The organism is Streptomyces sp. NPDC101191 (assembly GCF_044767915.1).
In the GTDB taxonomy this organism is placed as follows: Bacteria; Actinomycetota; Actinomycetes; order Streptomycetales; family Streptomycetaceae; genus Streptomyces.
In genome coordinates this window covers 1,155,011-1,175,425 of the sequence record NZ_JBIWOU010000002.1, presented here as the reverse complement: position 1 = coordinate 1,175,425, position 20,415 = coordinate 1,155,011, and the positions used below count along the sequence as shown (strand labels likewise).

At 73.5% G+C, this 20,415-nt stretch carries 19 protein-coding genes; 8 read left to right on the top strand and 11 right to left on the bottom strand.

Features of this window, described 5'->3' with window-relative positions; translation table 11 throughout:
• The first annotated feature begins 3 nt into the window (after positions 1 to 3).
• On the top strand, positions 4 to 681 hold the full coding sequence (locus ACIRQF_RS12130) for a potassium-transporting ATPase subunit C (protein WP_376631623.1): 678 nt from the start codon (positions 4 to 6) through the stop codon (positions 679 to 681).
• 518 nt (positions 682 to 1,199) lie between these two features.
• Positions 1,200 to 2,081, top strand: coding sequence for a hypothetical protein (locus ACIRQF_RS12125; RefSeq protein ID WP_404091363.1), 882 nt, complete (start codon positions 1,200 to 1,202; stop codon positions 2,079 to 2,081).
• Between the two features lie 43 nt (positions 2,082 to 2,124).
• On the opposite strand, the gene ACIRQF_RS12120 is transcribed toward ACIRQF_RS12125, so the two are convergent.
• Positions 2,125 to 2,865, bottom strand: coding sequence for a class I SAM-dependent DNA methyltransferase (locus tag ACIRQF_RS12120; protein ID WP_404091360.1), 741 nt, complete (start codon positions 2,863 to 2,865; stop codon positions 2,125 to 2,127).
• 320 nt (positions 2,866 to 3,185) lie between these two features.
• Here ACIRQF_RS12120 and ACIRQF_RS12115 point away from each other — a divergent pair, with 320 nt between their 5' ends.
• The 3 genes from ACIRQF_RS12115 (at position 3,186) to ACIRQF_RS12105 (ending at position 5,414) form a co-directional block, all read left to right on the top strand.
• On the top strand, positions 3,186 to 3,647 hold the full coding sequence (locus ACIRQF_RS12115) for a DUF6325 family protein (RefSeq protein ID WP_376631618.1): 462 nt from the start codon (positions 3,186 to 3,188) through the stop codon (positions 3,645 to 3,647).
• 54 nt (positions 3,648 to 3,701) lie between these two features.
• Positions 3,702 to 3,998 carry an SHOCT domain-containing protein gene (locus tag ACIRQF_RS12110; protein ID WP_376631616.1) on the top strand — a complete coding sequence of 99 codons (297 nt, stop codon included), beginning with the start codon at positions 3,702 to 3,704 and terminating at the stop codon, positions 3,996 to 3,998.
• Positions 3,999 to 4,157: 159 nt separating this feature from the next.
• Entirely contained in the window at positions 4,158 to 5,414 is a 1,257-nt protein-coding gene (locus tag ACIRQF_RS12105) for a hypothetical protein (protein WP_404091355.1), read from the top strand.
• Positions 5,415 to 5,514: 100 nt separating this feature from the next.
• Here ACIRQF_RS12105 and ACIRQF_RS12100 read toward each other — a convergent pair whose 3' ends face one another.
• Complete coding sequence (locus ACIRQF_RS12100; RefSeq protein WP_404091352.1) at positions 5,515 to 6,243, bottom strand: GAP family protein; 729 nt, start codon at positions 6,241 to 6,243, stop codon at positions 5,515 to 5,517.
• A gap of 388 nt (positions 6,244 to 6,631) precedes the next feature.
• Here ACIRQF_RS12100 and ACIRQF_RS12095 point away from each other — a divergent pair, with 388 nt between their 5' ends.
• Positions 6,632 to 7,549 (top strand): YhjD/YihY/BrkB family envelope integrity protein, encoded by a 918-nt coding sequence (locus ACIRQF_RS12095; RefSeq protein WP_404091350.1) that lies wholly within the window; start codon positions 6,632 to 6,634, stop codon positions 7,547 to 7,549.
• A 40-nt stretch (positions 7,550 to 7,589) separates the two neighbouring features.
• Here the strand turns inward: ACIRQF_RS12095 and ACIRQF_RS12090 are convergent, their stop codons facing one another.
• Positions 7,590 to 9,344: a DEAD/DEAH box helicase gene (locus ACIRQF_RS12090; protein ID WP_404091347.1), complete on the bottom strand. Its 1,755-nt coding sequence runs from the start codon at positions 9,342 to 9,344 to the stop codon at positions 7,590 to 7,592.
• An 87-nt stretch (positions 9,345 to 9,431) separates the two neighbouring features.
• Entirely contained in the window at positions 9,432 to 9,635 is a 204-nt protein-coding gene (locus ACIRQF_RS12085; RefSeq protein WP_007502648.1) for a cold-shock protein, read from the bottom strand.
• Between the two features lie 192 nt (positions 9,636 to 9,827).
• Here ACIRQF_RS12085 and ACIRQF_RS12080 point away from each other — a divergent pair, with 192 nt between their 5' ends.
• Complete coding sequence (locus ACIRQF_RS12080) at positions 9,828 to 10,397, top strand: HutD family protein (protein WP_404091344.1); 570 nt, start codon at positions 9,828 to 9,830, stop codon at positions 10,395 to 10,397.
• A 60-nt stretch (positions 10,398 to 10,457) separates the two neighbouring features.
• On the opposite strand, the gene ACIRQF_RS12075 is transcribed toward ACIRQF_RS12080, so the two are convergent.
• The 7 genes from ACIRQF_RS12075 to ACIRQF_RS12045 are packed head-to-tail and all read right to left on the bottom strand — an operon-like array spanning position 10,458 to position 19,031.
• Positions 10,458 to 11,792 carry a patatin-like phospholipase family protein gene (locus ACIRQF_RS12075; protein WP_404091342.1) on the bottom strand — a complete coding sequence of 445 codons (1,335 nt, stop codon included), beginning with the start codon at positions 11,790 to 11,792 and terminating at the stop codon, positions 10,458 to 10,460.
• The gene (locus tag ACIRQF_RS12070) at positions 11,789 to 12,223 is read right to left on the bottom strand and encodes a hypothetical protein (RefSeq protein WP_404091339.1); all 435 of its coding nucleotides are present in this window, start codon (positions 12,221 to 12,223) and stop codon (positions 11,789 to 11,791) included. Before ACIRQF_RS12070 ends, ACIRQF_RS12075 begins: the two co-directional genes overlap by 4 nt.
• Positions 12,220 to 12,705, bottom strand: coding sequence for a hypothetical protein (locus ACIRQF_RS12065; protein ID WP_376631601.1), 486 nt, complete (start codon positions 12,703 to 12,705; stop codon positions 12,220 to 12,222). The genes ACIRQF_RS12070 and ACIRQF_RS12065 overlap by 4 nt, the downstream gene beginning before the upstream one ends.
• Positions 12,702 to 13,631 carry an acetoacetate decarboxylase family protein gene (locus tag ACIRQF_RS12060; protein ID WP_404091336.1) on the bottom strand — a complete coding sequence of 310 codons (930 nt, stop codon included), beginning with the start codon at positions 13,629 to 13,631 and terminating at the stop codon, positions 12,702 to 12,704. The genes ACIRQF_RS12065 and ACIRQF_RS12060 overlap by 4 nt, the downstream gene beginning before the upstream one ends.
• Positions 13,628 to 14,701, bottom strand: coding sequence for an esterase/lipase family protein (locus ACIRQF_RS12055; protein WP_404091333.1), 1,074 nt, complete (start codon positions 14,699 to 14,701; stop codon positions 13,628 to 13,630). Before ACIRQF_RS12055 ends, ACIRQF_RS12060 begins: the two co-directional genes overlap by 4 nt.
• A gap of 5 nt (positions 14,702 to 14,706) precedes the next feature.
• Positions 14,707 to 16,605, bottom strand: coding sequence for a hypothetical protein (locus ACIRQF_RS12050; protein ID WP_404091330.1), 1,899 nt, complete (start codon positions 16,603 to 16,605; stop codon positions 14,707 to 14,709).
• A complete protein-coding gene (locus ACIRQF_RS12045; protein ID WP_404091327.1) occupies positions 16,602 to 19,031 on the bottom strand; it encodes a GMC family oxidoreductase in 2,430 nt (809 codons plus the stop codon). The genes ACIRQF_RS12050 and ACIRQF_RS12045 overlap by 4 nt, the downstream gene beginning before the upstream one ends.
• A 205-nt stretch (positions 19,032 to 19,236) precedes the next feature.
• Here ACIRQF_RS12045 and ACIRQF_RS12040 point away from each other — a divergent pair, with 205 nt between their 5' ends.
• A complete protein-coding gene (locus ACIRQF_RS12040) occupies positions 19,237 to 20,175 on the top strand; it encodes a MurR/RpiR family transcriptional regulator (protein WP_376631591.1) in 939 nt (312 codons plus the stop codon).
• Positions 20,176 to 20,415 lie beyond the last annotated feature (240 nt).

Below are 20,415 nucleotides of genomic sequence, written 5' to 3'. Positions count from 1 at the left end.
GTCATGAACAACTCCGTAGGAAACGCAGGACGGTTGCTCTGGGCGGGCCTGCGCGCCCTGCTCGTCCTGACCCTCGTGTGCGGCGTGCTCTACCCGCTGGCCGTCACCGGCGTCGCCCGACTCGCCTTCCCCGGCAAGGCCGACGGCTCCGAGATCAAGGACGGCACCGGCAAGGTCGTCGGCTCCGCACTCGTCGGCCAGACCTACAACCTGCCGAAGAAGAACCCGGACGACGCCGAGGAGGCGGCCGTTCCCGACCTCAGGTGGTTCCAGCCGCGCCCCTCCAACGGCCTCGGCAGCAACAGCGTCAACACCCGGTACGCGATCATCCTGTCCGGCGCGACCAACCGGTCCGGGGACAACGCGGACCTGATCCGGTGGGTGAAGGACGCGAAGGCGGCCGTCGTCAGGGACAACTCCACGGCCGACTTCAAGGTCCGGCCCGAGGACGTGCCGGCGGAGGCCGTCACCTCCTCCGGCTCCGGCCTGGACCCGCACATCTCCCCGGAGTACGCGAAGCTCCAGGTCCACCGGGTCGCCGAGCGCAACCACCTCGCCGTCGCCCAGGTCGACAAGCTGGTCGCCGACCACACCGACGCCCGCATCCTCGGCTTCATCGGAGAGCCGCGCGTCAACGTCCTGCGGCTCAACATCGCCCTCAGGGAGCTGACCCAGGGCTGACGGCCCCGGGGCGCAGCGGACGGGAAGCCGACGGGCCGGGAGAGAGTCCCCGAGCCCGCCGGCTCCCGCCGCGCAGGGGACGACGCCGGCACGTCGGGCGGCGACCACACGTACGACCGCCACGTCACGTCGTAGGGCGCACGTCGGGCGGCGACCACACGTTACGACCGCGACGGCACGTCGTACGGCGACCACACGTCGGACCAGCGACGGCACGTCGTACGGCCACCGCACGTCGTACGGCGACCGCACGTACGACCGCGACGGCACGTCGTACGGCGACCACACGTCGTACGGCGACGGCACGCAGGACCGCGACGGCACGGCCGACGACGACCGCACGGGGGCCCGACCGTCGTGTCCGCTCCGCCTCACGCAAACCTTCGCGGCAGCATCACACGCGCTGCGCATGTCCTTCTCCGCGCGCCGATAGCGTTGCTGATCGATCGATCGCGGGTGCGAACTCGGAACAGGTCGTCGGCACGAGCGGCGGCGCGGACAGCGGAGAAAGAGCGCAGATGGATTACTGCTCCACGTGCCACCGAACGCTCAACGGGGTCTTCGTGTGCCCCGGGTGCGGCGCGTACGCACCCGACATCGCACCGCCCGCCCATCTCGTCCACAGCACCGTCGCCTCCGCCGCGCCCGCGCGGGAGGTGTGGCCGGCGCACGGAGCCGCCGCCGGCTCCTCCGACGACGCGCCCCTCACCGCTGCCACGGCGTTCGGTGACGGTGCCCCGGAGGGCGAGGCGCCGGACGCCTCCCAGGCCGCCGACCTCGGAGGCGCTGCCCGCACCGCGGACGGCCGAGCGGCCCGGCGCCGGCAGCGGGAGCGCTGGAAGAAGAACCGGCGTCGCGCCCTGGCCGCCACAGCGGTCGCGCTCGTCGGCGGCGGTCTCACGATCGCCGCGATGCCGTCCTCTCGCCCGCCCGCCGGCCACACGCACGCGGCCCCGCCGCCGGACCCGTCGACGCTGCCGGTCACGCCGAAGGCACCGGCCGTCGCCGCGCCGCAGGAGCGGCCGGACACCCCGGCCTCCGACGGGCCCGGCACCCGATCCCGTCCGTCCGGCGGTATGCAGGAGACCGGTATGCAGGAGACCGGCGTCGACGGGCCGGCCCCCACGACGACGAGCCGGCCACCGCAGGCCGGTACTGCCGTCACCGAGGCGCCCGCCCGTCGCGGCACCCCGCCGCGGACGGTTCCCGCGTCGCACGCGCAGCCGGACAACGGCACCGCCGGCCCGGCCGACCCGGCGGAGGCGACGACACCCCCGCGCACCGAGGAGCGCCCTGCCGACTCCGGCACCTCGCTCCTGGGGGGCCTCGTGTCGACGACCCCGGGGACGGACCCGGCGTCGACCACACAGGTGTGTCTGGTCGGCGTCTGCATCGGCTGAGCGCCGCGTCCTTGAGGCCGCCGGGCCGGGTTCGCCGGCCGCTTCAGGCGGGCTTCCGCCAGACGGAGACGTGCTTGGAGGAGTTCTGGTCGAAGGGGGCCCCGTCCCAGGCCGCGACCCTCCGCTCCAGCTCGAGCCCCGCGATCCGTGCCATGAGATCGAGTTCGGCCGGCCACGCGTACCGGTGCCGGGAGCGGTCACGACGGTAGCGGCCGTCCTCGCGGTCGAGGGTGAGGTGGTGAGAGACGAGCACCTGCTCGACGAGGTCGAAGGTGTCGAAGCCGAGATGCCGTTCGGAGACGTCGAACGGCACCGCCACCTGTCCGGGCGGCAGGAAGCGCAGCGGCGGCACGCCCAGCTCGACGACGAACCGACCGCCGGGCGCCAGGTGCCGCGCGGCGTTCCGGAAGCACTCGACCTGCTCGTCCTGCGTGAGCAGGTTCGAGAGGGTGTTGTAGACGAGGTAGACCAGGGTGAACTCGCCGGGGACGACGGTCGTCGCCATGTCCCCGAGGGTCACCGGGAGCATGTCCTCGTCGATCTTGCGCCGGAGGACCGCCGCCATGTGCTCGGAGAGCTCGATGCCCGCCACGGGCACCCCGCGCTCGCGCAGCGGGACGCCCACGCGTCCCGTGCCGACGGCGAACTCCAGGGCCCGGCCGTCTCCGGCCAGTTCGGAGAGGAAGTCCAGGGTTGGTCCCAGCACGGCGGCCGAGGACATCTCGGTCTCCTCGGCGTCGTAGCGTTCGGCGGTCGTACGGGTCCACAGCTCGCTGCTCGTCACGGGCGGCCACTCTGCCGGGCAACGCGAGGCGCTGTCGACGCATTTACGGCCGGCCCCACCCCGTACCGGACGCCCGGCGCCACCCCGTACCGGACGCCCGGCCCCACCCCGTACAGGACGCCCGGCCGAGGAGGCCGGCCCGGCCGGGAGCCGCACCCGGGGCACGCCCGGCGCGGCCCGGACCCGGTGCCCCTCGTGAACGTGCGAAGCGTTCCGGCCAATGCTGCAATGAGGGTACGACTGCGTCCGGTCACGTGCGTCGAGAGGCGACGCAGGCGGGGCGGGTGCGGTCACGTCCCCCAGCCGTGAGTGGAGTGGTCATGAGCGACGATTTCGAGGACATGGGCCCGGTCGACTACCTGGTCATCGAGTTCCCGGGCAACCGCATGTCGGGCGAGGCCTTCCCCCAGCTCCTCGACCTGGTCGACAGGGGCATCGTGCGCATCCTCGACCTCCTGTTCGTCCGCAAGGACGCGGACGGCAGCGTCGTCGCCATCGAACTCAGGGATTTGGCCGCCGAGGGCGGGTTCGACGTCTCCGTGTTCGAAGGGTCCTCGTCCGGGCTGCTCGGGCAGGACGACCTCGACGAGGCGGGAGCGGCCCTCGAGCCGGGCAACTCGGCGGGGATCCTCGTCTACGAGAACCTCTGGGCCGCCCCGCTCGCGCGCACCCTGCGGCGCGACGGTGCGCAGCTCGTGGCGGGCGGGCGCATCCCCGTGCAGGCGCTCCTCGCCTCGCTCGACGCCGTGGAGGCGGCGGAGGGCGGCGGGGCCGCCGCCTGACGCTCCGGACGGCGGGGGAGAGAACCAGTCGACAGCGGTCTAGGAGGACCCGACATGCCAGGACTTCTTCGAGGGGTCGCGCGCACCGCGGTCGTGGCCGGAACGGCCACCGCGGTCTCCAACAGGGTCTCGCGGCGCCAGGCGGGCCGCTGGGCCGCCCAGCAGGAGGCGGAGGCGCCCCAGCAGCAGTACGCGCCGCCACCCCCGCCGCCCCCGGCTCCCGCGCCCGCCGCCGGCGACGACATGAGCAGCAAGATCGCTCAGCTCAAGGAACTCGGACAGCTGAAGGAACAAGGCGTGCTGACCGAGGAGGAGTTCGCGGCGCAGAAGAGCAGGATCCTCGGCTCCTGACCCCGCCGGACGCCCGCTCCGCGACCACCTGCGCGGGGCGGGCGTCCCGCTGCCACCGGCCCCGAACGGCTCAGCCCGGGGTGCAGTGAGCTCGCGCATCCACGGAAATGGACACGGACACCTGTCCACGGCAGACGGTGACGTGACCCTGGAGGACGGATGACAAGAGCGTTGCGGAGCGTGGCGTCGGCGGTGCTGATCGTCCTCGCCTGCATCCTGGTTCCCGTCAGTGTCCTCACGGTGTGGGTGCACGACATCGTCCTCGACACCGATCGCTACGTCGCCACCATGAAGCCGCTCGCCGACGACCCGGCGATCGAGGCCGCCGCCGAGAAGCGCATCGTCCACGCCGTCGACGTACGCGTCGACGGCAAGGAGATCACCGCCGAGATCGCCGCCTGGCTGCAGTCCCAGGGCCTGCCGCCGCGCGCGGCGAAGGCCGTCAAGGGTCTCGCCCCGCAACTGGACTCCGCCGTCAACTCGGCGGCGGAGAAGGTCGCGAACCGGTTCGTCGAGAGCGACCGCTTCGAGAAGGTGTGGGTCACCGCCAACCGGGCCGCCCACACCGCCGTGGTGCACGCGCTGACCGGCAAGGGCCGCGGAGCCGTCGGCGTCTCGGAGGGCACGGTCACGCTCGACGTCGGCGAGGCCGTGGAGCAGGTCAAGAAGGATCTGGTGGACGCGGGCCTGGAACCGGCCGCGAAGATCCCGGACGTCAACAAGAAGATGGTGCTCTTCCAGTCCGAAGAGCTGAAACGCGTCCAGGGTGCCGCCCACGCCCTCGACGTGCTCGGGAACTGGCTGCCGATCTTCACGGTGGTGCTCGCCGCGGGCGGCGTCCTGCTGGCCCACCGACGGCGCCGGGCCCTGGCGAAGACGGCTCTGGGAGCCGCCTTCGCCTGTCTGGTCGTGGCCATCGTGCTCGTCATCGCCCGCCGCTACTACCTGGACCACCTGCCTCCCCAGGTGCAGTCCAAGGACGCCGCCGCGGCCATCTTCGACATCCTCGTGCGCTTCCTGCGGGTCGCCCTGCGCACCGCGATCGTGCTCGGCATCGTCATCGCCCTCGGCGCCTACTTCATCGGCCCCGGACGCCTGCCCCGTGCCACGCGCTCCACGGCCGAGCGCGGGGCCGACTCGGCGGCCGGGTGGTGGGGCGGCCACGGAATCGACACCGGGCCCGTGGGCACCTGGACCGAGGCCCACCGCAAGTGGCTGACGCTCGGCGCTCTGCTGATCGTCGCCCTGCTGTTCGCCCTGTGGAACCACCCCACGGTCCTCACGGTCCTGCTCCTCGTCCTCATCCTGCTCGCGGTGCTCGCGGTGATCGCGCTGCTGGCCGCCGACGGCCGTCGGAGAGCGAGGCCGGCCGGGACGTCGGGCGGGGCAGAGGCCGGGACGCCGGGCGGGGTCTGATCGCCGTAGCGGCGCCGCGTCCGGTACGGGTGCGGGGCCCGGGACCTCTGCCGGGCCGGCACGTGAGCCGGGTATCCGGCCGAGGTCGCCTCCTGCCGGATCAGGACGTCAGCTCGTAGACGCTCTTGCCCACGAGGAACAGACCCACCACCGTCGACACGCCCACCAGCGCCTGGTTCTGGTGCGTCTGGAACCAGGTGCGCAGCTGCCCGAGCCGTACGCGGGACGTGTCGGGCGCGAACACCGCGTAGAGCTCCATCGCCAGCAGACTGCTCGTGGCGAGGACGCCGTACACGACCAGGGCCACGTACGAGGAGGTACGCGACAGGTCGGCGCCCACCACGGTCGCGGCGCCGGCCGCCACCAGACCCCAGGGCTGGAGCAGCGGACCCAGCCCCGCCGCGGTCCAGCCGGAGATCCGGTCGAGCCGCGCCGACATCCGACCGGAGGACGTGCCGGAGGCGGGGGCCTCGGCCCCGTCGGGGGAGTGCCCTCCGCCCGGGGCGTCCCTCTCCTCGGAGGGTTTCTCCTGGTGGGCGGTCCGCCCGCCGACCCTGTGCCGGTACCACCCGTAGGCGACCAGTCCCACGCCGATGGCGAGCTTGACGGCGATCGTGGCGGTGGACGGAGGCGACTTCGGGGCCGGGGGCTTGCCGCCGGTGGTGATCAGCACGGCGGCGAGGACCGCCACGAAGCAGGCGACCCAGGAGAGGATGAAGGCCAGCCCCTTCCAGGTTCCGCGATCCGCGGAAAGCACCAGGACGAACGCGGTCACCGACAGCGGGAAGATCGCGATTCCCAGGCCGATGAGCAGCAGGTCAGGCAGCATGGCGGCCCCCGCACAGCCCCGCGGGCCCGGCTGTCGGGCCGCTCTCGCTCATGGCTTCATCTTCACCGTCCCGCCGGGACCCCACAAATCCTCGACGGCTCCGTCCCGGTCGGTACCGGCTCTGCCGCCCGCGGGCCCGGCCGCCTTGCGCGTGCATCGTTCACCCGTTCGGTCCCCGGTCGCGCCGCCGCTGCGAGCCGCGCGGGCGTTCGGGCGGCACGCTGGCAGCATGCAGCGAGGGACGAAGCCCGGGGGGCGGCGCGGTGGCCGTGGCGCGCGCCGGGACCGACGGCGCGAGCGGAGGCGGCGGTCCGGTGCCTCGCTGCGGAACCGGGCGCTGAGCCTGCGGGCCCGGGCGGAGGCGCGTTTTCCGCTGATCACGCACCTCATGTCCCACCTGATCTCGGTGAACGTGTTCGACTCGGCGACCCGGCTGGCCGCCCAGACCTTCCTCACCGCGGTCCCGCTGCTGTTCGTGGTCGGATCCGTCGCCCCGGAGGGGGTGCGCGAGCAGTTCCTCAGCTCCCTGCACGCCGTCTTCGGCCTGACCGGGAGTGCGCAGACCGAGCTGGACAAGGCCCTCCAGGGCGCCGGCGACCCCTCCGAGGAACTGCGTCAGACCTTCGGTGTCGTGAGCGGACTGATGGTGCTCATCTCGGCCACCGCGTGCAGCCGGGCCATGCAGCGTCTCTGCGAGCGCGCGTGGAGGCTGCGAGGGGCGAGCCCCAGGGTGGCCGCCTGGCGCTGGATCGCCTGGCTCGCGGCATGGCTGGTCATGATCGCGGTGCAGGGAAGCCTGCGCGACGGCTTCGGTCTGGGACTCTGGCTGGGCCTGCCGCTGCTGCTCCTCGCGGAGGTGGGCATGTGGTGGTGGTCGCAGCATCTGCTGCTGGCCGCCCGGGTGCCCTGGCTGCCGCTGTTGCCGGGTGCGCTGCTGACCGGAATCGCCCTGAGCGTCGCCACGGCGACCGCGTCGCTCTACATGCCGAGGGCCCTGGACCGCAGCCTGGAGAAGTACGGCTCGCTGGGGGCGGTCTTCACCCTGCTGTCCTGGCTCATCGTGCTCTGCGTGGTGGTGACCCTGTGCGTCACCGCGGGCGCCGTCATCGCCCGCGAACCGTGGGCGGCCCGCCACCTGGGCACACCGGAGCCGCCCGGCCCCCCGTCCCCGCCGTGGACCACCGCGCCGGCCCCGCCACCCACCGGCACCGCGCCGCCCCCACCGTCGGCCGGCACCGCGCCGGCCCCGCCACCCGACGACACCTCGTCGGACGGGCCGGGGCCGGCCGGGCCACCGGCGGACTGACCGTCGCGCCGCCAGGGACGACGGCGGCGCGGGGTCCGGGTTACGTCGCGGACCTGCGGCGGTCTCCTCGGCCGGAGGAGCGCTCGGTGGTGCCGCCCGCCGCCGTCCGGCGGCCGGACGATCCCCGGCCGGCCCTGCCGGAGGCGGCGCGGGACGCCGTGCCCTCCCCGGCCCGGCGGTCGGCACCGCGGCCGCCCGAGCCGGCAGCCGCCCCCGCGGCCTTGCCCGTCCCGGCCGCGGTACGGCCGGCCGAGCCGGAACCGGCTGCCGTACCGGCCCCGCCCCGGCGGGCCGAGCCGCGCCCGTTGCCCGCGGCCGGACGCTCCGTGCCCGCCGCCCCGGCGGCGGTCCGCCGGCCCTGGCCACGGTCCCTGGTGCCGGCGGCGGCTTCCGGAGCCGCCGGAGCGTCGCTCTTGCGGCGGCGGCGCCCGGACCGCGCGCCGGACTCGCCGCCGGTCTTCCCGCCCCTGCGGGGCGCCGGCGGAGCCGCGGGCGCGACGACCTCGACGACCACGGGAACGCCGGAGGGCTCCCGCGCACCGGTGATGGTGGACAGTTCCTCGTCCGTGGACCTGATGCGGGCCGTCCTGGGGCGGATGCCCGCGTCGGACATGATCCGGGTGACCTCCCGCTTCTGGTCCGGCAGGACCAGGGTGACCACGCTGCCGCTGCCGCCGGCGCGGGCCGTGCGGCCGCCCCGGTGCAGGTAGTCCTTGTGGTCCATGGGCGGATCGACGTTCACGACGAGGTCGAGGTCGTCGACGTGGATGCCCCGGGCGGCCACGTTCGTCGCCACCAGTGCCGTGACCTGGCCGCTCTTGAACTGGTCCAGGGTGCGGTTCCGCTGCGGCTGCGAGCGGCCGCCGTGCAGGGCCGCGGCGCGGACGCCGACGGACAGCAGCCGCTTGGCGAGCCGGTCGGCGGAGCGCTTCGTGTCGAGGAAGAGGATGACCCGCCCGTCCCGCGCCGCGATGCGGGTGGTGACGGCCTTCTTGTCGGTCTCGTCCAGGAGGTGGAGCACATGGTGCTCCATGGTGGTCACCGCACCCGCGGACAGGTCCACGGAGTGCACGACCGGGTCGGTCAGGAACCGCTGCACGAGCCGGTCGATGTTGGCGTCGAGGGTGGCCGAGAAGAGCATGCGCTGACCGTCCGGCCGCACCTGCTGGATCAGCTTGGTGACCTGGGGCAGGAAGCCCATGTCGGTCATCTGGTCGGCTTCGTCCAGCACCGTTATGCGTACGTCGTCGAGCACGCAGTCGCCGCGCTCCACGAGGTCGTTCAGCCGGCCGGGGCTCGCGACGAGCACCTCGGCGCCGCGCCGGAGCGAGGCCGCCTGCTTGGTGATGGAGAGCCCGCCGACCACGGTGGTCAGCCGGAGGTTCACGGCGGTGGCGTAGGGCGTGAGCGCGTCCGTCACCTGCTGGGCGAGTTCACGCGTCGGCACCAGCACGAGGGCGAGGGGCGCCTTGGGCTCGGCCCGCAGCCCGGCGGTGCGGGCCAGCAGCGCCAGCCCGAAGGCGAGGGTCTTGCCGGAGCCGGTTCGCCCCCGGCCCAGCAGGTCACGCCCGGCCAGCGAGTTGGGCAGCGTGGCGGCCTGGATGGGGAAGGGGGTGGTCACCCCCTGGGCGGCGAGGGTCTTCAGCAGGGCCGGCGGCAGCTCCATACCCGCGAAGTCCTCGATGGCGGGAAGCGCGGGCGTCGTGTTTTCCGGCAGCCGGAACTCCCTCGGTGACGACGGGGCCGGTGACGGCGACGAGGAACGCCGGTTCGACTTCTGGGGCCTACGGGACATGCGGTGGTCTGCCTTCCTGGAAACAGCGCAAAACCGGGGTCCGCACCCTGACGGTGCGGACCCCGGCGAGCGATACGCGAGTGGCGATCAGGCGGGGACGATGTTCTCCGCCTGCGGGCCCTTCTGGCCCTGCGTCACGTCGAAGGAGACCCGCTGGCCCTCCTGGAGCTCACGGAAGCCCTGGGTGGCGATGTTCGAGTAGTGGGCGAAGACGTCCGGGCCGCCACCGTCCTGCTCGATGAAGCCGAAGCCCTTCTCCGAGTTGAACCACTTCACGGTTCCCTGTGCCATGATCTTCTCCTTCTGTAGGCAGAGGCCCCATCCGGAGATGCCGGAAAACAAAATATGCGCCCGAGGAAGCATTCCTGTGGGCGCACATAGGTTCATGGGTACCGCAACTGCAACTTCCTTCACCTTAGCACAACCCGCTCGGGATGATCTCGGTACGCTGCCGGCCGGCAGGACGAGCGAAGGAGCGAGGACATGAGCGCAGGACGCCTGCTCAGGGCGCGGGACCGGGCGGCGACGCGCTGGCGGAACGGCGGCGGCGTGACCCGTGAGGTCGCCGCGGGCCCCGCCGACGCGGGCCTGGAGGACTTCGCCTGGCGGGTGAGCCTCGCCGACGTGGCGGTGGGCGGTCCCTTCTCCTCCTTTCCCGGGGTGGACCGGATCATCACGGTCGTCGAGGGTCCGGGGATGGAGCTGACCGTCGACGGGGTCACGCACACCGTCGACGTCCCGTACGAGCCGTTCTCCTTCTCCGGTGACGCCGTCACGGACTGCCGGCTGCCGGGCGGCCCGCTCGTCGACTTCAACGTGATGACGCGCCGCGCCGTCGCGACGGCGGAGGTGCGCGTGACCAGGGAGGCGTTCTCCGTCGTCCCGCGGAGTGGTGCCGTGACCCTGGTGATCGCCCTGACGGGCACGGCGACGGTCGCCGGGTCCGGCGTCACCCTCGACCGGTTCGACGCCGTTCTGTTCTCCGACGCCGAAGCGGCCGCCGTCCAGGTCGACGGGGTGACCGCGGCCGTCACGATCACGTCGACGGTCTGACCCCCCGCGACGGCCTGGCCTCACGCGACGGCCCCACGCGGCGGCCTGACCCCTCGCCTCTCAGTCCCTCGCCAGGGCGCGCCGCAGGCCCGTGCCCGCCAGTTCCGTCAGTGCCTCGGCGCGGCTGCGGAAGCCGTGGGCGCCGGTCGGCTCCACCGAGGCGAGGGCACGGGCGGCGTCGGCCAGGCCGAGTTCCAGGCGGGCCGTGACCGCTCCGCCCACCGAGAAGTGGACGGTGCGGGAGTCGGACCAGAGGTCGGGGCCGGGTGCGTCGCCCAGGTCGCGGCGGGCGCGGAGTTCCCGCCAGGCGCCGTCGAGGCGCACCCGGGCGGTGTACTCCACGGCCGTGCCGTCGGTCGTCACCCGGCCGTCGGCCAGCAGGACGCGGCCGCCCCAGGGCTCGTGGTCGACGTGGCCCACCAGGCGGGCGCCGGGTGAGGGGGTGCCGTCCGGGGGCAGGGGGAGTTCCACGGTGACGTCCAGGGCGAGGGCGGCGCCGGACGCCTCGCCGCGCAGGCGCTCGCGGAAGCGCACGCCCCTGGGCTGGTCCGCCATCGCCGTGCAGGACGGGTCCTTGGGAACGCCCGCCGCGTGCGCCGTGTCCAAGTAGGACCAGGCGTCCCGGTAGCCCATCGCCACCAGCGTGTCGGCGGAGATCCGCCCCGAGAGGAACTCGGGGTCCAGGGGCAGCGCGTGGCGCGGTCTGACGACGTGCAGGACGAACGGGCGCCGCGCTGCCTCCAGTTCGGCGAAGAGCGCCCCGTTCGCGCTCATCTCGATCATGTGGACGTACTGTTCGAGGGGGCCGTCGCCCCAGTACGGGGTGTTGCCGATGCACCACACCAGCCACACCTCGTCGGCGCCGCGCCGCAGTGCCTCGGACACGTTCGCGTCCTTGATCCACACGGCGTCGGTCCAGACGTGCCCGCCCCGGCGCAGGGGCGGCAGGAACAGGGGCAGGGACATGCCCGCGGCCATCAGCTCCGCGTCGATCTCCGTGTGCGGGACGGCCACGCAGGTCTTGGTCACGAAGTCGCACACGTTGAAGGTGCCGGCCACGGGGGAGGAGCGGACCGCCTCCGGGTCCACGCCCAGGCCCGGGAGGACCCCCCGGAGGATGCCGTCCGCGTCGCCGAGGGCGGGCAGGGCCCACGGGCCCGTGAGGTAGTCGGTGAGGGGGAGCGCGGAGCTGAACTTCCGTACGTCCAGGCCGGACCAGCGGCGGCCCATCTCCTGCGGCTCCTGGCCCGAGAGCAGCATGCCCGTCGTCATGATGCCGCCCGACGTGCCGTCGACGTGGTCGAAGGCCAGGCCGTGCTCCCGCAGGGCCCGCACGACGCCGGTCTGCCACGCCACGCGCATCCCGCCGCCGGCCAGGACCAGGGACCGTCTCACCGGCCCGCGCCCTGGGTGAGCGGGTGCCCGGAACCCGATGCGAGGCGGCGGCCGAGGAGCCAGCAGAGGAGGGCCGTGGCCAGGTCGAAGAACGCGACGAGCAGGGCGATCGGGCCGAACACGTCGCGCAGGACGCCCACGCCCACCAGCACGAAGGCGCCGAACTTCTGCAGGCCCGTCCACCACAGCAGGTACGGGGGAGGGGCAGGGTCCACCAGGCCCTGGATCAGGAGCCCCCCGATCACGATCATGAACATGCCGACGGTGGCGAAGAGATGGCGGCTGACGACGGTCGAGTCCGCCGACAGCAGGTCCAGGATCGGGCCGGGCGCCACCAGCTGGGCCGCGCCCGTCAGCACCGTCACGGCGCCGATCAGGACCAGGACCAGCCGGAGCGGGTCCCGGGTGACCCGGGGCGGGAGCAGGCTCACTTCAGGGCCCCCAGCAGGTCGCCCTTGGCGACGACATACCAGACGATCGCCGCCCAGGTGACCGTCGAGCCGAGGAAGCGGATGTCGTTGAGGCGCATCCAGCGGATGAGGAGCGGGGTCAGGCCGGCCGCGCCGTCGAAGTCCCCCGCCCGGATCCGCTTGTTGATCGGGATGATGAGGATCTGCCCCACCCAGGTGAGCAGGACGATGCCCGCCAGACAGACCGCCGACAGGGCGACGTACCACTCGCCCCACTCGCTCCACACCAGGATGATGCCCGAGACGAACATCAGCGGGACGACGACGGTGAAGAACCGGGTCGCCTCCGTCGTGGGCACGCCGAAGTGGTCGTCGACGTTGTCCGGCGTGAGGGTCCGCCAGGTGGGATAGAGGAAGAACCGCAGCACCCACATGGTGCCCATGTACATGGTCGCGCCGAACAGGAAGTACAGGGCGTTGAGCAGCAGCAGGGACTCCTTCACGACCCGGCCCCCACGTCGAGGCGCGGCGGCTCGGGCCACTCCTGCGACAGGCCCAGGCCGACGACGCTGTCCAGGCGCTCCCCGTACGTCCGCCCCGGCTGCTCGCTGGTGAGGAACCAGCACTCGAAGTGGTCGTCGAGGACGCCCTGGGCGGAGGTCAGGTAGACGGTGAACAGCGGGTCGTCGGCGATGCCGAGGCCGTGCAGCGGGGCGACCTGCGGCGCGTCGCCCAGGACGAGCCGGGCGCGGGCCCGCCGGCCGACGGCGACGTCGGCCAGGCCGTCGAAGTAGATGGAGGACTTCATCAGCATCCCGCGGAACGCGCAGTAGTTGACCGCTCCGACCCGCATCGGCAGCGCCGTCGCCGGCGGGCGGGCGATCTCGACGTACATGCCGAGCCGCCCGTCCACCTCGTACTGGCTGGAGACGGCCGCGTCACCGACCTTGAAGTCGAGGCTGGCCCGGTGTTTCGGCATCCCCCAGATGCCCTTGCCGCCCTTGACGGAGATCTCGCTGCTCACCGGCAGGTCCACGACGTACTGCCCGGTGCGGAAGACGCCGCGCAGCAGCCCCGGCAGCAGCGGCGGGGCGGGCCGCGGTCCGTGCGTACAGGCGATCGCGATGGAGAACTCGATGTAGCGCCCGATGTCGGTGCGCAGGTAGTTGACGACGGTGATGAGCAGCAGCCCCTTCCCGCCGGGCAGTGCCAGCGGGTGCAGTTCGCCGCCGGGCAGCAGTCGGGCGGCCGCCTCGCGGTCGACGGGGAAGCCGGCCATCAGGGCGGGCGTGTCGACCGAGTCGACGGGCAGCACGAAGGGGATGTCGTCGACCAGCGCGTGCCGTCCGGCGAGCCGGCGCTGCCGGCGCGGGACGGGCGAGGGCACGGCCGAGAGCCCCAGCCGGGCAAGGTGCAGGAACCGGTTCATCGGGCGAGCTCCTCAAGGATCAGCGGGTACGTGTCGGTCGCCGCGTGACGGCCCAGGAACACGTCGAGGTGGCCGTAGCCGGGCAGCAGGTGCAGGCGGTCGTCGCGGCCGGGGCGGTGCCGGGCCAGGAAGTCGTAGGTGCGCTCCTGGCTCTCGGCGAGGAAGCAGCGGTTGTCCTCGCCGGCCAGGAGCACGATCCGCGCGTCGGTCCGCGGCGCCCGGTCGCCGAAGGCGGGCGGCAGCGACTCGATGCCCTCGGTCGACACCAGCTGCCCGGCCCGAATGCACCGGTTCATCTGGGCGAAGAAGGTCATCGGCACCTCGGCGAACTCGCCGCGGATCCAGTCGTGCGTGGCCTCGTCGAGGTGGGCGTGGGACCACAGGGCGGGCCAGCCGGTGCCGTACGTGAAGCTGACCATGCGGCACACCGTGTTCCGGCACTCCGGGTGGGTGGCGCGGACGAAGCCGACGATCAGCCGGGACAGCGGGCCCGCCGGCCGGTCGCCCCAGGCCGGCGAGATGGCCGGCAGGAACCGGCTGATCACCGGCGCCAGGCGGGCGATCTTGAACACCGACAGCCGGGGCACGACCGGGTGCAGCGACACGGCGTTGCTGACCACCGCCTCCACCTGGGGCAGCAGCCCGGCGGACAGCGCCATCATGAAGGACGTCGAGCCCTGGCAGTGCACCACGGCCCTGAGCCGGTCCGCGCCCGTCGCCTCCAGGACGTGCGCAACCGCCGCCGGATGGTCGTACGCCGCCGCCTGGTCCAGTGTCCACGGCACCGGGTCCAGGTCGATCGACGCGCGCCAGTTCAGCAGCCACACGTCCCATCCGGCGTCGACGAGGGCGTCCACGAAGGTGCGCCGCAGCGGAGGGCGGAACAGCTCGGCCCGCACCCCGGCCCCGTGCACGACGAGCACCGGGCCCCGGGTGGGCGGCTGCCGCCCCTGGACGTGCACGAGGGTCAGCGGCCGGCCGTCGAGCGCGGTCAGCGGCCGTACCTCGGTGACGTGGTCGCGCCGCGGCGGAGGAGGGGCCGGCGGGGTCGGCTCGGGTGTGGCGGTCATGGCGGTCACGCTCCCCGGGAGATCACGACGGGCTCCTCGATCAGACGGACGGGCGGCAGGGCGACGGGCACGGGACGCTTCCCGCCGTTGGCCTCCTCACGCAGCTCCCAGTCGCGGCAGATCGTGTCGAGGGCCAGCGGATAGAGGGTGAGGTCGCCGCCCGGCTCGATGCGCAGGCGCAGCAGGCCCTTGTGGTCCTCGATGGACTGGCCGGACATCTGCCAGTCGGCGACCTCGCCGCCCGTCGCGGACAGCACCCACAGGGCGAACACCCCCGAACCGAGCACCGCGCCCAGGACGGCGGCGACGCCCAGGCACGCGAACAGCACCAGCCAGCCGTCCCAGCCGGCCGGGAACGGGATGGCGACCGTCACGGCAAGCGCCACCAGCGCCACCGCGGCCTGCGCCAGGACCGCGATCGCCGGGCCCGACGGCGGCGTCGCCCGCCGCCCGCGCACCAGCCGGCCGAGGAAACCGAGGACCAGCAGTCCGCCGGCCACGCCCAGGCACACCGCTCCGAAGCCCCAGAAGTCGCCGAGCCCGGACCGCCGTACCGCGTCGACCGGCCGCAGCACCCCCTCCGTCAGCGCGAACAGGAAGCTCATCAGGAGGAAGAGCACCGCGTGCACGCCGGCCGTCAGCTTCGCGAAGCCGATGTTCCGCCACGGCAGCCAGCGTCCCGACCACGGCACCGCGATGCCGCGGGCGAGCCGCCGGGACTCCGCCACGTCCGGATACGTCCCGCTCATGCGCGCGAACTCCACCGGCGGGTCGTCCTTGTCACGCAGCCGTGCCCCGCGCGGCGGCAGGGGCAGCACCGCGGGCAGCCGGTGGGTGGCCGCCAGGAAGGCGCCGCCGAGGCCGCAGGTCACCATCTGGCGCCTCCGCGGGTCCGGCGGCGGGGGCCCGGCGCCGGGTGGGTCGCCGGGCAGGTGCTCGGCGTAGCGCGCGTAGTGGTGGCGGTCGCCGGTCAGCCACAGCCGCACCGAGGCACGGGTCGGCACCCGCCGGCCGGTGCCGGGGTCGACGCGGGTGCGGACGATGTTGCGGTCGAACCAGTGCAGGGCGTTGAAGGCGTCGACGTTCCGGTCGGCGCTCTTCACCCAGGTCGGCTCGGCCGAGCAGATGATCACGCCGTCGCCCTCGCGCAGGTTCGCCGACAGGTGTTGCTCGAAGTAGCGCAGTTGGGGGTCGTCGAAGTACGAGCCCAGCTGGCTGTCCAGGCCGACCAGCCACCAGCGTTCCGGCAGCCGGACGCAGAAGTAGCTGCGGGTCTGCAGGGTGCGCCAGGCGCCGATCGAGCGCGCCTGCGTGAACATCCGGAGGAACGCCGTCAGCCCGTCGTACCAGTCGTGGTTCCCCGGCAGCGCGACCATCAGCGGCGGGTCGGCCGCCTCGGGCAGGGCGGCCCGGTAGGGACCCTTCATACGGTCCTCGTATCCGGCCGCCGAGGCCGCCGGATACACCTCGTCACCGCCGAGCACGAGGAGGGAGCCGCGGCTGAGGCGGAGCGGCACGCCGTCGATCGCGGGGGAGCCGTCCCGGGCCGCGTGGGAGCGGTGCCGGGCCGGGGGAGCGTCGCCGCCGGTCGCGGGCGCGGCGACGACCAGCTCCTCCGCGGCCAGGGTGAAGGCCACCGTGGCCGTCGCGTCGAAGCCGTCGCCGAGGTCGGCCACGAAGTCGATCCAGATCTCCCGCGCGTCCGGCCGGCCGAGCGGGGCCTGAAGCAGGTCCGCCTCCAGCACCTTCTGGAACTCCCGCTTGTCCGAGTAGCCCGCGAACACCGTCGCGAGGACGGCCTTCACCGCGGTCCTGGCCAGCTCCCTGGGAGCCAGCCAGCGCACCTGGTCCTGCGGCGTGAAGCCGAGTTCGTCGGCGTGCCCGCGCAGCTCGCGCGTCCTCACCCGAGCTCCCCGGCCGGGGCGACACGGGAGCCGTACACGTCCCACAACTCGCCCAGGAACAGGCGCCCGAAGCGGGCGAGCGCCCGCGTCGGATGCGGTCCGGAGGCGCGGAACGAGGTCAGCTGCCGGGCGAAGTCGGCCGGCAGGATGACGATCACGCCCGCCCCGAGGACGGGCGCCCCGGCGTCGTCGTCCTCCGCGACGTGACCGCCGAGCACCCGGACGTAGAGCGTGGAGGTGTCGCTCCACACGTCAGGGCCCGGGTCGTCGTGGACCTCCTTGTGCCCCACGAGGGTGAGCGGATTGCCGCCCGGGTCGCGCAGGTGCAGCCGGTACAGCATCCGGCGCCGGGAGGGGTCCTCGTCCCGGGTGAACAGGTTGAACCAGCCCGCCTCGACGGGCAGTCGGCCACCGAGCAGGTCGCACTCGACGTACCCGGTCGCGCCCGCCCGGTGGCGCGGGTCCGCCACGAACCGGTCGACGTCCTCCGCGGTGATCGTGAGCCGGAACATCAGCCGCCGGCCGTCCGCGCGGCCGAGCGCCCGCCCCTCCTCGGGGTCGGTGACGCCGAGCGCGAAGTACCCCTTCATCTCCTCGGTGAAGGAGAGGCTCGTGGGCCGCTCGCCGTCCGGATGGGCGGCCGCGGGGTGTGCCGCCGGCACGGCCGACGAGGCCTCGGGCCTGGGTGTGGGTGACGCGGCCGGTGCGGCGGCCGGCTGCTCCAGGATGCGGGTGCAGGCGCGGTCGGCGTACGCGGCAATGGTCAGCGAGGGGTTCGCGCCCACGGGTCCGGGCAGGGCGGCTCCGTCGAGCACGTACAGGCCGGGGTGCCCGAACACCTCGCCGTACGCGTCGCAGACCCCCTCGGCCGGGTGACGGCCCATCGGCGCGCCGCCGAGCGGATGCACGGTGATCACGCGGCGGGTCCACCACAGCGGGTTGTCGTGGAACTCGCCGCCGAGCGCTCCGGCCAGGTCGCTCATGGTCCGGCGCACCCGCTCGAAGTAGCCGCGCGAGGTGAGGGTGGTCCAGTCGACGTCGAGGTAGCCGCGGCGCAGGCTCATCCGGCCGTCGGGGACGTCCCGTCCCATGCCGAGCAGCGGCAGCGAGGAGCCGGAGAAGACGGCGGGGCCGAGGAGCAGGGCGAGCCCGGCGCTGATGTTGCTCTGGGGACTGAGGCCGAGCCGGCTGCGCAGCCGGTGCAGGGCGAACCGGGCGGTGCGGGGGAGGCTCTTGGGCAGCTGGGAGACCTCGGCGAGCCAGTCCACGAAGGCCGGGTAGCCGGCGTCCTCGACGTAGTGGCCCCGCCCCGTCGAGCCGTCCCCGTCGAGTGCGTCGCCGACGCGGATCGCGCTGGTGATGACCGGTCCGGTGCTGCTCGCGAGCCTGCGCGGCCCGTGGCCCGCGGAGCCCCCGGTCGCGTTCAGGATCAGGCCGAGGAGGTCGCCGTTGCCGCTGAAGCGGTTGCCGAGGGCCGACCCGATGCCGGGCAGCGCGGCACGGTTGCGCAGCAGCAGGAACGTCGAGCCGAACGAGCCGGCCGCGAGGACCAGGCGGCGGCAGCGGATCCGGTGCAGCGGCAGCCGGCCGGTGGGGGTGCGGTGCCCCTCGCGGGCCGGGTCGTGGACCACGTAACGGACCTCGTAGCCGCCGCCGGGGCGGGGCGCGAGGCCGCGCACCTCGCAGCGGGTGCGGAGGTCGGCGCCGTGGTGGCGCGCGGCCGAGAGATAGGTGTGGTCCAGGGTGTTCTTGGCGCCGAAGTTGCAGCCGAGGTCGCACTCGCCGGTGAGCCGGCAGGTCTCGCGCGGCAGGCCGTGCAGGTTGCCGTACGCCGGTACGGGCAGCGGGGTGCCGGGGACGGGAGCGGTGCCCTCGCCGTCCGCGGCGAAGGAGACGGCGAGCGGGGGCCGGGACACGTCCAGGCCCAGCCGCTCGGCGGCCTCGTGCAGCGCCTCCGTCTTCGGGGTGTCGTGGTACGGGTACGGCGTGGCGCCGAGCATCTGCTCGACCTCGGCGTAGTGCGGGTCGAGGTCCTGCCGGCTGATCGGCCAGTTCTCGTAACCCCCGCCCGGCAGGGGCGACTCGTGGACGAACCACTTCTCGTCCTTGCGCAGGAGCACGTTGGCGTAGATGAGGGATCCCCCGCCGAGGCCGCTGGAGACGACCCCTTCGAGCCCGCGGAAGGACCAGATGTCGAACAGGCCGTGCAGGCCCTCGCTGGGGTCCCAGAAGTTGCGGGCCATGGCCGCGGGCGTCCGGGGGAAGCTGCCCGGCGGGTAGGGCTTGCCGCGCTCCAGCACGACGACGGACCGGCCCCCGGCGGCGAGCCGGTAGGCGGCGACGGAACCGCCGAAGCCTGAACCGACCACGACGACGTCGACCTCTTCGTCGGTTTCCGGTGTGCGGTGGCGCCGTTCGTGCGTCATCGGCGATCCCCTTACGGGCGACGATCGGGCATTCTGCCCCGAAAGGGACGCTAAGGTCTCCCGGGCCGCGGCACCAAGTGAACGGTGCGTCCGGGGGATGGGCGCGGGTGGCGGCACGGTGCGCGGGCCCCTCGGGCGGCAACCCCGGAGGGAGGGGCGCCGTGTGAACTATCTTGGGCGGCAGGAGACGAGAGGGAGGCACCCCGTGCCATCTGGGCAGCAGGCGCGCGCACAGGCGGCCGCGATCACGCCGGGCAGGCGCTCGCCGGAGCCGGAGGCGGCCACGCCCGCCGAGCGGGTCCGCGCACTCTTCGGCGGACACCGGCTGTCCCCCGCGCAGCGCCGCATCGCCCAGTTCCTGATCGACCACCTCACCGAGGCCGCGTTCCTGTCGATCACCGAGCTCGCGGAGCGCGTCGGCGTCAGCCAGCCGTCCGTGACGCGGTTCGCCACCTCGTTGGGTTTCACCGGCTACCCCGCGCTGCGGGAGGCCCTTCAGCCGATCGCGCTCAGCGCGGTCGCCGGTGCGCCGGACGAGGGGGAGAAGGAGGGGGAGAGGCGGCTCCGCAACGAGCTCCAGTCGGCGGTCGACGCCGAGATCGAGAACCTGACCGCGCTGCGGCGCGTGTTCGCCGACCCCGACCGGATCCTGGACATCGGCCGCGAGCTGGCCCGGTCCGTGCCGCTGACCGTCGTCGGCCTGCGGATCTCGGTGTCCCTCGCCGAGTACTTCGCGTACGCGGCGCGCCGTATCCACCCGGACGTGCGGGTGGTGACCCGCGGCGGCAGCGTCGCCTACGACGGGCTGCTCCAGGCCCGCGAGGCCGGCGGCACGTGGGTGGTGGCCTTCGCGATGCCCCGGCACGCCAAGGAGACCCTCGCCGTCGTCAGGGCGGCGCGGGGCGCCGGTCTGCGCGTCGCGCTGATCACCGACCTGGCGCTCGGCCCGCTCGTCGACGAGGCCGACGTGGTGTTCACCGCCGGGACGGGCTCACGGCTCGTCTTCGACTCGTACGCGGCGCCGGGGGTGCTGTCCGCGGCCATCCTCCAGGCGATGGCGGACGCGGACCCGGAGCGTACGCAGCTCCGGTTGGAGAAGTACGAGCAGGCGGCCGAGCAGCACGCGTTCTTCCTGGACGACTGAACCCGCCACGGCGCCGAGCCCGGGGGCGGGACAGGTTTTCGTACCGCCGAGTAGCATGAAAATTTTCATTCTCTTGCTTTCTCGACAGAAAGTATATTTACTGAAGGTGCCCCCACGGGCCCGAACAGAACATCGAAGGGCCGCCCCCTCCTCCTCGGACGGCCCTCGTGTGTTTGAACGGCAGGACCGCGCCCCACGCGGTTGCACTCCGGCGGCTCCGGTCAACCCCTGGACCGGAGC

What these genes read in the sequence shown, in the direction of transcription:
- ACIRQF_RS12115 (WP_376631618.1), top strand. Translation starts at nt 3,186, where the DNA reads ATGAGCGACGATTTCGAGGACATGGGCCCGGTCGACTACCTGGTCATC.
- ACIRQF_RS12080 (WP_404091344.1), top strand. Translation starts at nt 9,828, where the DNA reads ATGAGCGCAGGACGCCTGCTCAGGGCGCGGGACCGGGCGGCGACGCGC.
- ACIRQF_RS12045 (WP_404091327.1), bottom strand. Translation starts at nt 19,031, where the DNA reads ATGACGCACGAACGGCGCCACCGCACACCGGAAACCGACGAAGAGGTC.
- ACIRQF_RS12055 (WP_404091333.1), bottom strand. Translation starts at nt 14,701, where the DNA reads ATGACCGCCACACCCGAGCCGACCCCGCCGGCCCCTCCTCCGCCGCGG.
- ACIRQF_RS12090 (WP_404091347.1), bottom strand. Translation starts at nt 9,344, where the DNA reads ATGTCCCGTAGGCCCCAGAAGTCGAACCGGCGTTCCTCGTCGCCGTCA.
- ACIRQF_RS12110 (WP_376631616.1), top strand. Translation starts at nt 3,702, where the DNA reads ATGCCAGGACTTCTTCGAGGGGTCGCGCGCACCGCGGTCGTGGCCGGA.
- ACIRQF_RS12105 (WP_404091355.1), top strand. Translation starts at nt 4,158, where the DNA reads ATGACAAGAGCGTTGCGGAGCGTGGCGTCGGCGGTGCTGATCGTCCTC.
- ACIRQF_RS12060 (WP_404091336.1), bottom strand. Translation starts at nt 13,631, where the DNA reads ATGAACCGGTTCCTGCACCTTGCCCGGCTGGGGCTCTCGGCCGTGCCC.
- ACIRQF_RS12085 (WP_007502648.1), bottom strand. Translation starts at nt 9,635, where the DNA reads ATGGCACAGGGAACCGTGAAGTGGTTCAACTCGGAGAAGGGCTTCGGC.
- ACIRQF_RS12130 (WP_376631623.1), top strand. Translation starts at nt 4, where the DNA reads ATGAACAACTCCGTAGGAAACGCAGGACGGTTGCTCTGGGCGGGCCTG.
- ACIRQF_RS12100 (WP_404091352.1), bottom strand. Translation starts at nt 6,243, where the DNA reads ATGCTGCCTGACCTGCTGCTCATCGGCCTGGGAATCGCGATCTTCCCG.
- ACIRQF_RS12125 (WP_404091363.1), top strand. Translation starts at nt 1,200, where the DNA reads ATGGATTACTGCTCCACGTGCCACCGAACGCTCAACGGGGTCTTCGTG.
- ACIRQF_RS12095 (WP_404091350.1), top strand. Translation starts at nt 6,632, where the DNA reads ATGTCCCACCTGATCTCGGTGAACGTGTTCGACTCGGCGACCCGGCTG.